17 protein-coding genes and 1 pseudogene are annotated in these 12,649 nt (G+C 41.6%); all 18 read right to left on the bottom strand.

The window, feature by feature from the left end:
* Positions 1-843 (bottom strand): hypothetical protein, encoded by an 843-nt coding sequence (locus DWV68_RS06860; protein WP_117606300.1) that lies wholly within the window; start codon positions 841-843, stop codon positions 1-3.
* 183 nt (positions 844-1,026) lie between these two features.
* Positions 1,027-1,200: a hypothetical protein gene (locus DWV68_RS06855; protein ID WP_181975168.1), complete on the bottom strand. Its 174-nt coding sequence runs from the start codon at positions 1,198-1,200 to the stop codon at positions 1,027-1,029.
* Positions 1,201-1,205: 5 nt separating this feature from the next.
* A complete protein-coding gene (locus DWV68_RS06850) occupies positions 1,206-1,652 on the bottom strand; it encodes a hypothetical protein (RefSeq protein ID WP_005340579.1) in 447 nt (148 codons plus the stop codon).
* Between the two features lie 11 nt (positions 1,653-1,663).
* Entirely contained in the window at positions 1,664-2,584 is a 921-nt protein-coding gene (locus tag DWV68_RS06845; protein ID WP_050755693.1) for a ParM/StbA family protein, read from the bottom strand.
* A 51-nt stretch (positions 2,585-2,635) separates the two neighbouring features.
* Complete coding sequence (locus DWV68_RS06840; protein ID WP_004611518.1) at positions 2,636-2,890, bottom strand: hypothetical protein; 255 nt, start codon at positions 2,888-2,890, stop codon at positions 2,636-2,638.
* The gene (locus DWV68_RS06835) at positions 2,877-3,026 is read right to left on the bottom strand and encodes a hypothetical protein (RefSeq protein WP_015567903.1); all 150 of its coding nucleotides are present in this window, start codon (positions 3,024-3,026) and stop codon (positions 2,877-2,879) included. Before DWV68_RS06835 ends, DWV68_RS06840 begins: the two co-directional genes overlap by 14 nt.
* A 507-nt stretch (positions 3,027-3,533) precedes the next feature.
* Positions 3,534-3,809: a DUF6462 family protein gene (locus tag DWV68_RS06830; protein WP_166460012.1), complete on the bottom strand. Its 276-nt coding sequence runs from the start codon at positions 3,807-3,809 to the stop codon at positions 3,534-3,536.
* A complete protein-coding gene (locus DWV68_RS06825) occupies positions 3,806-4,270 on the bottom strand; it encodes a DUF6462 family protein (protein ID WP_117606298.1) in 465 nt (154 codons plus the stop codon). Before DWV68_RS06825 ends, DWV68_RS06830 begins: the two co-directional genes overlap by 4 nt.
* Positions 4,271-4,274: 4 nt before the next feature.
* Positions 4,275-4,490 carry a DUF6462 family protein gene (locus tag DWV68_RS06820; protein ID WP_117606297.1) on the bottom strand — a complete coding sequence of 72 codons (216 nt, stop codon included), beginning with the start codon at positions 4,488-4,490 and terminating at the stop codon, positions 4,275-4,277.
* 239 nt (positions 4,491-4,729) lie between these two features.
* Positions 4,730-6,214, bottom strand: a pseudogene (lysS, locus tag DWV68_RS06815) (lysine--tRNA ligase); the annotation flags it as partial.
* An 18-nt stretch (positions 6,215-6,232) separates the two neighbouring features.
* A complete protein-coding gene (greA, locus tag DWV68_RS06810) occupies positions 6,233-6,712 on the bottom strand; it encodes a transcription elongation factor GreA (protein ID WP_117841898.1) in 480 nt (159 codons plus the stop codon).
* A gap of 29 nt (positions 6,713-6,741) precedes the next feature.
* On the bottom strand, positions 6,742-7,377 hold the full coding sequence (locus DWV68_RS06805) for a hypothetical protein (RefSeq protein ID WP_118665348.1): 636 nt from the start codon (positions 7,375-7,377) through the stop codon (positions 6,742-6,744).
* On the bottom strand, positions 7,374-8,348 hold the full coding sequence (dusB, locus tag DWV68_RS06800) for a tRNA dihydrouridine synthase DusB (RefSeq protein ID WP_118665346.1): 975 nt from the start codon (positions 8,346-8,348) through the stop codon (positions 7,374-7,376). Before dusB ends, DWV68_RS06805 begins: the two co-directional genes overlap by 4 nt.
* On the bottom strand, positions 8,345-9,115 hold the full coding sequence (locus tag DWV68_RS06795; protein ID WP_118057615.1) for a type III pantothenate kinase: 771 nt from the start codon (positions 9,113-9,115) through the stop codon (positions 8,345-8,347). Before DWV68_RS06795 ends, dusB begins: the two co-directional genes overlap by 4 nt.
* A gap of 1 nt (position 9,116) precedes the next feature.
* Complete coding sequence (locus DWV68_RS06790; protein ID WP_022242890.1) at positions 9,117-9,464, bottom strand: DUF6145 family protein; 348 nt, start codon at positions 9,462-9,464, stop codon at positions 9,117-9,119.
* Positions 9,465-9,558: 94 nt separating this feature from the next.
* Complete coding sequence (locus tag DWV68_RS06785; protein WP_022242889.1) at positions 9,559-10,536, bottom strand: biotin--[acetyl-CoA-carboxylase] ligase; 978 nt, start codon at positions 10,534-10,536, stop codon at positions 9,559-9,561.
* A 6-nt stretch (positions 10,537-10,542) separates the two neighbouring features.
* On the bottom strand, positions 10,543-11,532 hold the full coding sequence (gene argF / locus DWV68_RS06780) for an ornithine carbamoyltransferase (protein WP_118057614.1): 990 nt from the start codon (positions 11,530-11,532) through the stop codon (positions 10,543-10,545).
* A 100-nt stretch (positions 11,533-11,632) separates the two neighbouring features.
* Positions 11,633-12,559 (bottom strand): SPFH domain-containing protein, encoded by a 927-nt coding sequence (locus tag DWV68_RS06775; RefSeq protein ID WP_118665344.1) that lies wholly within the window; start codon positions 12,557-12,559, stop codon positions 11,633-11,635.
* Positions 12,560-12,649 lie beyond the last annotated feature (90 nt).

Raw genomic sequence — 12,649 nt, 5'->3', positions numbered from 1 at the left:
TTATCTGTGACATCGAAACTCGTAATAGTCTGTACCGCCTGTCGTGTAAACTCCATCATAACTGATGTAGAATACCGGATCTGTTTCCAAAAGTAACATACTTGCAATATATCCTGCGATTGCATCCTCAGATGATAACCGCTGTCCATCAATGGTACTTGCTTTGTTGAGGTCTGTCTCTACAAACACACTATAATAAGAGCCTTCCATACCATCGTAAGGATAATACTCATTGTACTCTTCCTGCGTGATACTGCCGTCATTCAAATGATTCTGTAAATTCTGCTGTGTGGTAATCATCCCTCCTGCCTGACACTTTGCTGTTGCAAGTGACACAACATTCTGTGGACTGTATGCCACGGATGCAGGCTGTGGATTGCTCACATTGTCTTTCGGACTGTCTGTAGTCTGACCACCATTACCTGCATTACTCTGATTTCCGCCAGCTTCCTCATTATCATTTACTGAAGCTTTCTGTTCCGGCTCGTCATTCTGCTTTGGCTTTTCTTCCTGCCTTGAAGCAGTTTCATTATCAGCGGACCGGTTATCTTCCTTATCATTCTTCTCTTCTGATTCTTTAACCTCGGCAATATCTTTCTCTGTCTCTTCACTTCCAGCTTCGGTTGTGACCTCTGTGACAGCTTCCGTTGCCATCTCTGCTTCTTCAGTTGGCTTTATGCTTTCCGTCTGTTTCTCTGTCTGATTATCAGCCTTTTCCTTACCACCATTACAGGCAGCCATTGAAAAGACCAGTACTGCGGATAATAAGATAATACTTATCTTCTTCATAGTAATCACCCATCCCTTCTCCGCAAGAGGGACGGGCTTTGTGTTCCGTGCCATCCACCCTTGCGGTGAACTATTTATCTGTAATGCACGGGACACATAGGACTGTCCCGTATTCTGTGCATCTTAAACTCCTTTCATTATACCAGCTCTCTTATTTTAAAGAAATACTGCATAAGTCGTCTGTTTTTCTTATAATTCAAGAATAAACCCTTTGCCTGCATATATGCTCACCTCCTCTCAAAATGTGCCCATTCTTACGAATGAAAGAAATACCCTTGCCACCATAGCGAATAGAAGAAGAATTATTTTGGCAAGTCCTAAGACCAGCTTCAAAGCTCCAAGAATTATCCTTAATATCCACTTGAGTATCTCTAAAATTACTGTTCCTACGGCTCCCATAACTCTTCTCATAATAATCAGTCTCCTTTCGACATCCATCCCATTGCAAGTCCTGCAACATCTGCATCGTCCATAACATCTTCTGTAGGTTCTTGTGCTTCACTATTGGCTGCCTGCATTATTACCGGCTGACCAACATTCATCCCGGATATCACTCCGCCTAACAGCCTTATGACCTCTTTCCTAGCCTCATTGGTTGCTGCTTCAATGACTTCTTCCTTAATGTCATCAATATCTTCTGACCGGATATATTCAGCCCTCTCTTTTTCCTTCTTCTTGATAACAAAAGTTTCTTTTCCATAATTATCAATGTAGAACTGAATCGCATCTATAATGAACTGGTTCTTAGATTTGAAAATCTTCGGATCAAGGTTCTGAATCACATCATTGATTTTCACATGCTGAGGATTGCTCATGTTGAGGCGGACAGAAGTTTTTACTTCATATTCAAGTCTTCTTCCCATCATCTGCCTCCTTATGATAATCGCTTAGTGCTTTTAAGCCCCATCGTGGCAAGCTGCTCATATCCTCTTGCATTTGCCTTTACATCAAGGTTATAGGAAATGTTCTTGGCATCATGGCTACCAAAATTCTTCATCACAACTGCCCCGCCACCGACAAATACAATCGGTGTAGTCTTTAAGTTATACCCAAACTCACGAATTGAGTTATATACCTTATCAACAAAATCCTCTATCTCTGCCTTGATAATGGCAAAGTATTCATCATCAATATCTGACCTGCCATATCGCATGATGTTCTGTATCTCTGACTCGTCTACCTCTCCGTTAAGTTGTCTTACACACTGTTCATTGATAGAACGCATACAGGTAATAAGACCTTTTGGTATCGTCACACACTTTGATTCATCCGGTGACTTGTTGATTACCGGCATAATGTCGATTGTCCAGCTACCGATATCTACTATCAGCGTTTTCTTTGCCATTGTAGGAATCTTGTCCACTACTGCTGCATAACACTGAGGGAATACTGCCACATCATCCATTTCAATATAATACGGCTCATTCTCATATTTGAAGCTTACACGCTTATTCTTTGTCAGGTACTTGATAAAATCATTCTTCTCTGCACCAAACCTTGTAAGTGGAAGTCCTACTGCAAGGAATACCTTTGCCTCTGCAAGACCTCTTCTTTTAAGTTCCTTAGCAACTGCTGCAAGAGTGAGAAGATAAAAACTGTCATCTTCGACCTTTGTATCCTTTACTTCCTGCCTCACAGTTCCAACCTTATAGAACTTTCCTTCATACTCAAGTACATCGCCGAAAAGTGCCGGAGTTGTTGTAATCTCCTTAACTCCTGTGACAAATACCTGAGAAATTGTTTTCATCATTGACCAACCATGATCAATGCCGATTACTTCTAACTTGTTATTCATATGTTTTGCACATCCTTTCTCCTTAAACAGCCACTTGAACATCTTAACCACCTACTTTCCTATCAGCTTTCGCATACAAGGAAAACAATAACCATTCCCTTGATAATATGGACATCCGACACATTCCGTCGGAAGTTTCTGTTCTTTTTTCTTAGATGGTTTACAACATGTTCCATTGGCACATCTGTTGTTATGTCCCCAGAAGAATCTACAATGCATACAATCTTTTAATTCTCTTTCAAGCTTTTCTTCTGGAGATACAAACCTGCGTTTCTTATGCTTATCTCTTTTTTCAACTGTTCCCACCAGAGCTCTCCTCCCTTCCAAGGAGTGATTGCTCTCTTATATTTTCCAATATCCTGTCCGACTCACCTGCTGTCCTTGCTAATGAATACAATACGATAAGAACAATAATTATAAATGCTATGCTAAATCCCATCATCACTTTATCCTCCTTCAAATTAGTTGCCATATAGACAAAATTTGAATTTGGAAGTGATATAGTCTACATGGCTATGCTTAATGCTAAGCATGTAGGTACACGATTTCTTATTACGACCTACTGCCCCGTGTACAAGAAGATGTTATCATCTTCGGGAACAGGCACATGACGCATTTCAATGTTTGAAACACTATCTCCTCCTTTAGCCAGTTTTGAGGATAAGGACAGTCGCTCTGTCCTCTATGGGTTATTATCATACGCAACATATTTATCATTCCACTCTCGCTGAATCCGCTTCAACTTCTCGTCCTTCATTTCTCAATCCATCAGACTACTAATGTGATAGCTGTAAGTTGGTTCATCATGGTATATGCCCCGTATTCTCCTTATCAAAGTCATACTGTCTTTGATAGCCTGTTGTCCTATTCACTTTTTTCGAGGTCTCCCTCGGATGAACATATACTATCACAGAACTAAAAAATCACCGATAGACAACACTGGTGTATTTTATTTTTTTTGCACCGAAATATGGTGTCTCTTTTTACCATTCCATATATGTGCAGGTAAAGGTCTTGATGGTTCCCTGAACTTTTCTAAATAACTCTCAAATATTTCCGTGTTAATCAAAGCTGAATTACCGACTTTATATACTGCTCCTGCCTCCTTTGCCAAAGCCATAATTCTTGTTTTTCCAAGCCCATATATAGCCGCACCTTCTACTGCATTTACATATTTCTTCATGATATCTTTCGTATCTGAATAACACTTATATGAATAACTCATTCTTCTGTCTCCTTTCCGTTAAATAATGGATGTTTCATCATCACCGGCATTTCTCGAAACTGTTCCATATACTCATCGAAAATATCCAAATTCACAAGAACAGTTCCAGAAGCACCATCACCCAATTTGTAAACTGCACCCGCAGCCCTAGCCATTTCAATCATACGATGTCTTCCAATACTATATATGACAGACGCTTCACCTAGTCTTACATATTTTTTCTCTATTACTTTCCCTGATATCGGGATCTTATATAAATGTTTCATAAAAGTCTCCATTCTTTCTCTATGTATCAGACTCGTCCTCGGAAGCCTGTATAAAGCCCCTGCTGCAGTCGCATAGGCAATAACCTCATTAGATGACAATTCAAATTCATCTGCTGCTTCAGCTTCTCTCAAATACCGCTTCGATATATTTCCGGCATGATAGCCTCTAATATCATGTTTTAATTGAACCGCCACTGACTTATTCCTCCACCTTAAACTGCTCTAAATACGAATCAAGGATTTCCGTATTCACTAAAACCATCTGATTTATTTTATAAATAGCTCCTGCCTCTTTGGCAATTTCCTGAAACTTGGACATTCCCATTGCATACAATTTGCATCCTTCCTTATATCTCACAAATTTCTGCGCCTTTAATCTGCTATCTTCGTAATCATATTTTTTTCTTTCTGCCATTTCTTACTCTCTCCTTTTCCGTAACGCAAAAAGGACACCTTTCTAAAATTTCTTTTAGAAAAGTGTCCTAAATTAGTGCATTATCAAATTTAACTTTCAAGCAGTAATATCTGAACTTATTCGCAAGTATTCATATCCGACTAACCATTTGTTGTCATTTTGTTGTCCTTTTGACACAGACACCTAAATTACAACTCTAGAAAGCCTTGATAAATTGCGGTTTTACGGCATTTCTACTTGTCGATGCTCTTCATCGTCGGGAACAGCAATACGTCACGGATTGCCGGTGAATCTGTCAACAGCATAACCAGACGGTCAATTCCATATCCGATTCCACCGGTAGGCGGCATTCCGATTTCCAGTGCATTCAAGAAATCTTCGTCGGTATGGTTTGCTTCCTCATCACCAGCTTCGAATGCGGCATCCTGTGCTGCGAAACGCTCACGCTGGTCAATCGGGTCATTTAACTCGGAATATGCATTACACATTTCCCATGTATTGATAAATAATTCAAAACGTTCTACCTTGGTTGGGTCAGACGGTTTCTTCTTGGTAAGCGGAGAAATTGCTACCGGATGATCCATGATAAAGGTCGGCTGAATCAGTTCTTTCTCACAGAATTCTTCGAAGAAGAGGTTGATGATATCACCCTTGGTATGACGCTCTTCGAATTCAATGTGATGTTCTCTTGCCAGCGCCTTTGCAGCTTCATCATCTGCTACGGTATCAAAATCGATGCCGGCATATTTTTTGATGGCATCGTTCATGGTCAGACGCTCAAAAGGCTTTCCAAGGTCGATTTCAATGCCATTGTAAGTAATCTTTGTAGTGCCGCATACTTTTTCTGCAAGATAACGGAACATGCTCTCGGTAAGTTCCATCATGCCTTCATAATCAGTGTATGCCTGGTATAACTCCATCAATGTAAATTCCGGATTGTGGCGGGTATCAACACCTTCGTTACGGAATACCCGTCCGATTTCGTAAACACGCTCCAAGCCGCCAACAATCAGTCTCTTTAAGTATAACTCAAGAGAAATACGAAGCTTTACATCTTCATTTAATGCATTGTAATGTGTCTCAAATGGTCTCGCTGCAGCTCCTCCGGCATTGGATACAAGCATCGGAGTCTCTACTTCCATGAAGTCACGTCCAGCTAAGAAATTACGGATTTCCTTGATAATCTGGGAACGTTTGATGAAAGTCTGCTTGGAATCCTGATTCATGATAAGGTCTACATAACGCTGACGGTATCTGGTATCGGTATCAGTAAGTCCGTGGAACTTCTCCGGTAAAATCTGTAAGCTCTTGGATAATAAAGTTACCTCAGATGCATGGATAGAGATTTCTCCGGTCTTGGTCTTAAATACCTTTCCTTTGATTCCTAAAATATCTCCGATATCATATTTCTTGAAATCTTTATAAGAATCTTCTCCGATTTCATCTCTTGCGACATATGCCTGAATGCTTCCCTTTAAATCCTGTACATTACAGAAAGAAGCTTTTCCCATCACACGCTTGAACATCATACGGCCTGCGATAGATACCTCTTTTCCCTCAAAAGCATCAAAGTCGTCTTTGATATCTGTGCTGTGGTTTGTTACATCATATTTAGTTATCTGGAACGGATCTTTTCCATTTTCCTGAAGTTCTTTTAACTTATCACGGCGCACCTTGATTAACTGGTTAATATCCTGTTCCTGTACGTTCTTCTGTTCCGCCATCTTTGTTCTCCTAATCTGTTAGTTTGATCTTTGGATTCCTAATACTTTATATTTTAAGTTACCCATCTGGGTCTCAACTTCTACTACGTCACCAACGCCGGCACCGATTAATGCTTTACCAACCGGAGACTCGTTGGAAATCTTTCCCTTTAAGCTGTTTGCCTCTGTAGAACCAACAATTTTATATTCCAGTTCCTCATCGAATTCCATATCAAGGATTTTTACCTGACATCCGATGTTAATCTTGTCTAAATCAACTTCTTCTTCTACTACGACTTCTGCATTCTTTAAGATTTTCTCGATCTGTTCGATTCTTGCTTCGATATCACGCTGCTCATCTTTTGCTGCATCATACTCAGCGTTCTCAGATAAGTCTCCCTGCTCTCTTGCTTCTTTAATCTTCTGTGCAACTTCTTTTCTTCTGACCACTTTCAGATTCTGTAACTCGTCTTCCAGTTTCTGTAAACCCTGATAGGTCAAAATGTTTTTCTTATCCATGCTTATTAGCCCTTCCTTTTATAGATTTTCTATTCTGCATAAAATTCTCGCTCTAATCGATCTGAAACCGCTTCACAGCCTGTAAAACCGGTTCCCTTAACAATCATAATATTATACCCAATAGGTACCTCAATGTCAAGATTTGCCCGCTGATACCAGTTCCTTTTATAAATGGAAATATAGATACTTTTTTCCGATAGAAATTCTTCCCGGATTCTTCCGTCAGCTTCAAAATCCAGTATCAGTCTGCCCTCTTCCGGACCGGTTCCCTTTTGAATTGCATTTTCCTCTTTTCCAATCACTTCTACAATCAGTCCCAGTTCCTCATAGAGATACTCTATTTCCCCTTGGTGATGTTCTGACTGACCGGTGCAAAGCGTATATACATTAAGTCCCGGATAAAGCTGCCGGAGCATATACTGTTCTTCCTCCTGCTGAAGATATTCCCCCGCTTCCACATCAATGACAAACAGCCGCATGTCCCGGTAGGAAATGCCTTTCTGCTCTAATACTGCTTCGATTATTTTCCGAAAAAATGCATTGCAGGGAAAATAAATTTCTTTTTCAATAAAGTTATTCTGTTCCTGACGGCTGTTCCTGTTTTCTGATTGCAGATTGCTTTTATTCCTGCGTAAAAGACTTTTTAATTTTTTCCACCATTTCATGCTTCATTATATGATGCAAAGGTTTCTAATAATTCCTCCAGCTGTTCGTAAGTCTCCACTTCATTGAGCAGGCTTCGAAGCCTGGATGCATGCTTGTAGCCGCCGGTGTACCAGGCTGCGTGCTTACGCATTTCCCGCATTCCGGTAAATTCGCCCTTAAAGGCAATCTGCATCTTTGCATGACGCAGCACCATATCCACCATTTCTTTGGCGGATGGCTTCGGCAGTTCTTCACCTGTTTCTAAGAAATGGTTAATCTGTGCAAATATCCACGGATTTCCCTGTGCTCCCCTTGCTATCATCAGCCCGTCACAGCCGGTTTCCTGCTGCATCCGGTACGCATCCTGTGGGGTAAAAATATCACCATTTCCAATGACCGGAACCTTTACTGCTTCTTTCACTTTCCGGATAATCTCCCAGTCCGCTTTGCCGGAGTAATACTGTTCCCTGGTCCGTCCATGCACCGCAATGGCAGCTGCCCCGGACTCTTCCGCAATATGTGCCATTTCTACCGCATTGACATGGGCATCGTCAAAGCCCTTTCTGATTTTTACCGTCAGAGGCTTCTTTATGGCTTTTGCTGTTTTTTCGATGATTTCACCTGCCAGAATCGGATTTTTCATCAGTGCAGAGCCGTCACCATTATTGACTACCTTTGGCACCGGACATCCCATATTGATGTCAAGAATATCAAACGGTCGATGCTCGATACGCTTTGCCATCTCGCTCATAATTTCCGGGTCGGAGCCAAAAAGCTGCAGGGAAACCGGATGCTCCCGCTCATCAATGGCAAGCAGGCTCTCGGTATTCTTATTATTATAATAAATGCCTTTAGCACTGACCATTTCCATGCAGATAAGTCCTGCTCCCTGTTCTTTGCAAAGTACACGAAATGGCAGGTCTGTTACCCCTGCCATTGGTGCTAATATCAAATTATTATCAAGTGTTACATTTCCTATTGTCAGTTTCATCGTTTCTGTTTTGCGTAAATAAGACGCATTCCTTCTAATGTCAGTGTCGGATTGTAGTACTGAATATATTTTGTCTCATTTGCAATGATTTTACCCAGTCCGCCGGTTGCAACTACTTTTACATCCTTAAGTCCGGATTCTTTTATCATATTTTTTACGATATATTCTGTCTGTCCAATCTGTCCGAATATCAGTCCTGCCTGCATACTGCTGATAGTTTCTCTTGCAAGGATGGTAGACGGTTTCTTAATCTCGATTTCCGGAAGCTTTGCGGCATCTTCCCAGAGTGCCTTTGCAGAAATGCGAATTCCCGGGGAAGTTACTCCTGCGAAGAAATCTCCATTTCCATTGACGAAGTCATAGGTGGTTGCTGTACCATAGTCGATTACTACAACCGGTCCGCCATAAAGCTCATATGCACCTACAGCGTCTACGATTCTATCCGCGCCAATCTGCGCCGGATTCTCGGATGTGATACGGATTCCTGTCTTCACGCCCGGCTCCACCACCATTGGCTGAATCTCAAAATATTTAATCATTCCACTGCAGAGGGAATGCATGACATTTGGTACTACCGATGAAATGATGGCATCCTTGATTTCATTATGGGAAATCTCGTTATGCTCTAATAAATCAATGATTGTAATACCGTATTCATCAGAAGTTCTCTGCATTTTTGTTGTCATACGAAATGTTGTGATTAATTTTTCCTTATCAAACACTCCAATGGTAATGTTGGTATTTCCTACGTCAATTGCCAGTAACATATTAGTCCTCCTTATCTTCTGTGAATTCTTCTCCCAGGAAAAATACACGGTAATACATTTCAAGCGATTCAAAGAGCTCTGTCTTTTCCCGCTGCATCTGTTTGATTTTTAACACACTGCCGATTTCATCATAGAAGAAATCTCCATCCTCACATTCCGTCCGGAAATTAAGATTTCCCTCTTTGTCAAATATAAGCTGCAGTGTTCCTCCGATATCCTCTGTATACAGTACACAAAGAATATTCAAGTCCTCTTTGATTCCCTCCGGAAGTCCGTTAAACAACGGATTCAGATAGAATTTCTTGGTATAAGCGCTGGAACCGCATAAAACGATTTCTTCCTGCTCCATATATTCATACTCCTTTTTCTTATTTATGCCTTTTTTATATCTGGTAAATGTGGTTTTTCCTGTCTATCCTATAAACATCTATCTCTATGCATATCTATACATATCCATAAATCCCGCGGACAGATACTTCCCCGGAAGACACCAGTTTTCTTGCTTCCCAGGTATCCACGATTAATTCGCCCCGGTCGGTAATGCCCTGTGCCACTCCCTCAAATGGCTCTTTCGGGTCTAACACTCTTACCTTCTGCCCTTTATTGGCAAGACTTGCATCGTATTCCTTCCGCAGATCCCGTAAATCCTGATATGCCATAAACCGGTCATAATAATGCTCGAATTCTTCCCAGACAGCTTCTATTAATGCTGCGCGGTTTACCCGTTTTCCACTTTGTAACAGAAGTGAGGTGGCATTCTGCGCAATTTCTTCCGGAAAACTTTCATTATTTACATTGATGCCTATGCCAACCACAATATGGTTTACATAATCCATCTGTGCACTCATTTCCGTCAGAATTCCTACTACTTTCTTACCGTTGATGACAATATCATTTGGCCACTTTATCTTTGCTTCCATACCGGTGCAGCGGGTAATGCCCTTTGCCACTGCCATGGCTGCCACCAGTGTCAGCATGGATGCATTGGAAGGATTCAGCTCCGGTTTTAAAATCAGTGTCATAAAGATTCCGGTTCCCGGCAGGGAACTCCAGCCTCTTCCCCGTCTGCCTTTTCCGGCATCCTGCTGGTCTGCCACCACAAGGGTTCCATGCTCTGCACCCTCTTCTGCAAGACGGCTGGCTCTTACATTAGTAGAATCTGTTTCATCATAATAATAGATTTTCTTTCCAATCCAGTCTGTTTTACGGATGCTGCTCAATTCATTTTCGCTTAAGATATCCGGTGCGCCTACAATCCGGTAGCCCCGGTTCTGCACCGCTTCAATTTCATAGCCATCCTTTTTCAACTGATTGATTGCCTTCCACACTGCGGTTCTTGATACACCAAAGCGTTCACAAAGCTCCTGTCCGGAAACATAACCTTCCGCCTCCCGCAGTGCTGCAAGTATTTTTGCTTTCATAGGTTCTTATTCTCCTAAAGTTGCAAGCATAACTGCCTTAATCGTATGCATACGATTCTCTGCTTCATCAAATACGATGGATTTCTCACTTTCGAATACTTCATCGGTTACTTCCAGCTCGGAGTATCCGAATTTCTCATAGACATCCTGTCCAATCTTAGTCTTAAGGTCATGGAATGCCGGGAGACAATGCATAAACAACGCCTGCTCTCCTGCATTATCCATCAGCTTCTTATTTACCTGATATGGCATCAGGTCTGTAATACGCTCTTTCCAGGCCTCTTCCGGCTCACCCATGGATACCCACACATCAGTATAGACAATGTCTGCACCCCTGGTTCCTTCCATGGCATCTTCTGTCAGAGTAATGGTTCCGCCTGTGCGGGATGCCACATCTTCACAATATGTAACCAGCTTTGGATCCGGGAAATATTTTTTATTGGTACATGCCACAAAATGCATTCCCAGTTTTGCACAGGTTACCATCAGGGAATTTCCCATATTATAACGGGCATCTCCCATATATGCCAACTTTACGCCCTTTAATCTGCCAAGATGCTCGCGGATGGTCAGCATATCTGCTAACATCTGGGTCGGATGAAATTCATTGGTCAGTCCGTTCCATACCGGAACGCCTGCATATTTTGCCAGTTCTTCTACGATATCCTGCCCATAGCCACGATATTCGATTCCATCAAACATACGTCCCAAAACTCTTGCGGTATCCGGAATGCTCTCTTTCTTTCCAATCTGGGAGCCTGACGGGTCAAGGTAAGTTACGTGCATGCCAAGGTCATGGGCTGCCACTTCAAATGAGCAGCGGGTTCTGGTACTGGTTTTTTCAAAAATCAGGGCAATGTTTTTCCCAATCAGGCTGTCATGCAGAATACCCTGTTTCTTCTTTGCTTTCAGGTCTGCTGCCAGATCTATCATATAGAGGATTTCTTCTGGTTCAAAATCCATCAATTTTAAGAAATTACGTCCTTTTAAATTCATTGCTTTTTCCTCTTTTCTTCTTACTCTTTGATACAAAACGGGCTGTCCTACATAGATGTGGCAGCCCGATTTCATTTTAGGTTTATGGTTTCCTTTTTAATTATTTATCTTCGGCAACCTCTGTAATTGATTTTACCAGCCCTGCAACACCCTGTATCTCAGATGGTATGATAATCTTTGTTGCCTTTCCATCTGCAGCCTTTGCAAAAGCTTCCAGGCTCTTAAGCTGTAATACAGCATCGTCCGGTGCTGCTTCTTTTAAGAAACGAAGTCCGTCTGCATTTGCCTGCTGAATCTTTAAGATTGCTTCTGCCTGACCTTCTGCTTCTTTTACGGTTGCTTCCTTCTGTGCCTCTGCACGTAAAATTGCGGCAGTCTTCTCTGCCTCTGCATCTAAGATTGCTGATTCTTTCTTACCTTCTGCTACAAGAATCGTAGATTTCTTCTCACCTTCTGCACGAAGAATTGCTTCACGTCTTTCACGCTCTGCCTTCATCTGTTTCTCCATGGCATCCTGAATTGCCTTTGGTGGGATGATATTCTTTAACTCTACACGGTTTACCTTGATTCCCCATGGGTCTGTTGCCACATCCAGGGAAGCTCTCATCTTGGTATTGATGGTCTCTCTTGAAGTAAGGGTCTCATCTAATTCCAAATCACCGATGATATTACGAAGTGTGGTTGCTGTCAGATTTTCGATTGCCATAATCGGATTTTCAACACCGTAAGCAAATAACTTCGGGTCTGTAATCTGGAAATATACAACGGTGTCAATCTGCATGGTTACATTATCTTTGGTAATTACCGGCTGTGGTGGGAAATCAACCACCTGCTCTTTTAAAAGAACTCTCTTCGCGATACGGTCAATAAACGGTGCTTTAAAATGAAGACCTACGCCCCAGGTTGCAAGATATCCGCCCAGACGCTCTACAACAACTGCATTTGCCTGCGGTACAATCTTGATACAGGATACAATAATTACCAGTACTAGTATTACTAAAATGATAAGTGCTATTAATCCTTCCATTTTTACCCTCCAAAACTTATATTTTGAATAACTATTCACATATTACTATACTTTTTCCAAGATTACAACAGGGTGCCAAAAACTTCTTTT

It is taken from the genome of Roseburia sp. AF12-17LB (assembly GCF_003479605.1).
Classification (GTDB): Bacteria; Bacillota; Clostridia; order Lachnospirales; family Lachnospiraceae; genus Roseburia_C; species Roseburia_C amylophila.
Note: the sequence above shows the minus strand (reverse complement) of the source record. Positions and strands in the feature narration are given on the sequence as shown.

Bases quoted from the DNA above. Each gene is read 5' to 3' on its own strand.
- DWV68_RS06860 (WP_117606300.1), bottom strand. From the start codon at position 843: ATGGCACGGAACACAAAGCCCGTCCCTCTTGCGGAGAAGGGATGGGTG.
- DWV68_RS06855 (WP_181975168.1), bottom strand. From the start codon at position 1,200: ATGAGAAGAGTTATGGGAGCCGTAGGAACAGTAATTTTAGAGATACTC.
- DWV68_RS06850 (WP_005340579.1), bottom strand. From the start codon at position 1,652: ATGGGAAGAAGACTTGAATATGAAGTAAAAACTTCTGTCCGCCTCAAC.
- DWV68_RS06845 (WP_050755693.1), bottom strand. From the start codon at position 2,584: ATGAATAACAAGTTAGAAGTAATCGGCATTGATCATGGTTGGTCAATG.
- DWV68_RS06835 (WP_015567903.1), bottom strand. From the start codon at position 3,026: ATGATGGGATTTAGCATAGCATTTATAATTATTGTTCTTATCGTATTG.
- DWV68_RS06830 (WP_166460012.1), bottom strand. From the start codon at position 3,809: ATGAGTTATTCATATAAGTGTTATTCAGATACGAAAGATATCATGAAG.
- DWV68_RS06820 (WP_117606297.1), bottom strand. From the start codon at position 4,490: ATGGCAGAAAGAAAAAAATATGATTACGAAGATAGCAGATTAAAGGCG.
- greA (WP_117841898.1), bottom strand. From the start codon at position 6,712: ATGGATAAGAAAAACATTTTGACCTATCAGGGTTTACAGAAACTGGAA.
- DWV68_RS06805 (WP_118665348.1), bottom strand. From the start codon at position 7,377: ATGAAATGGTGGAAAAAATTAAAAAGTCTTTTACGCAGGAATAAAAGC.
- dusB (WP_118665346.1), bottom strand. From the start codon at position 8,348: ATGAAACTGACAATAGGAAATGTAACACTTGATAATAATTTGATATTA.
- DWV68_RS06795 (WP_118057615.1), bottom strand. From the start codon at position 9,115: ATGTTACTGGCAATTGACGTAGGAAATACCAACATTACCATTGGAGTG.
- DWV68_RS06790 (WP_022242890.1), bottom strand. From the start codon at position 9,464: ATGGAGCAGGAAGAAATCGTTTTATGCGGTTCCAGCGCTTATACCAAG.
- DWV68_RS06785 (WP_022242889.1), bottom strand. From the start codon at position 10,536: ATGAAAGCAAAAATACTTGCAGCACTGCGGGAGGCGGAAGGTTATGTT.
- argF (WP_118057614.1), bottom strand. From the start codon at position 11,532: ATGAATTTAAAAGGACGTAATTTCTTAAAATTGATGGATTTTGAACCA.
- DWV68_RS06775 (WP_118665344.1), bottom strand. From the start codon at position 12,559: ATGGAAGGATTAATAGCACTTATCATTTTAGTAATACTAGTACTGGTA.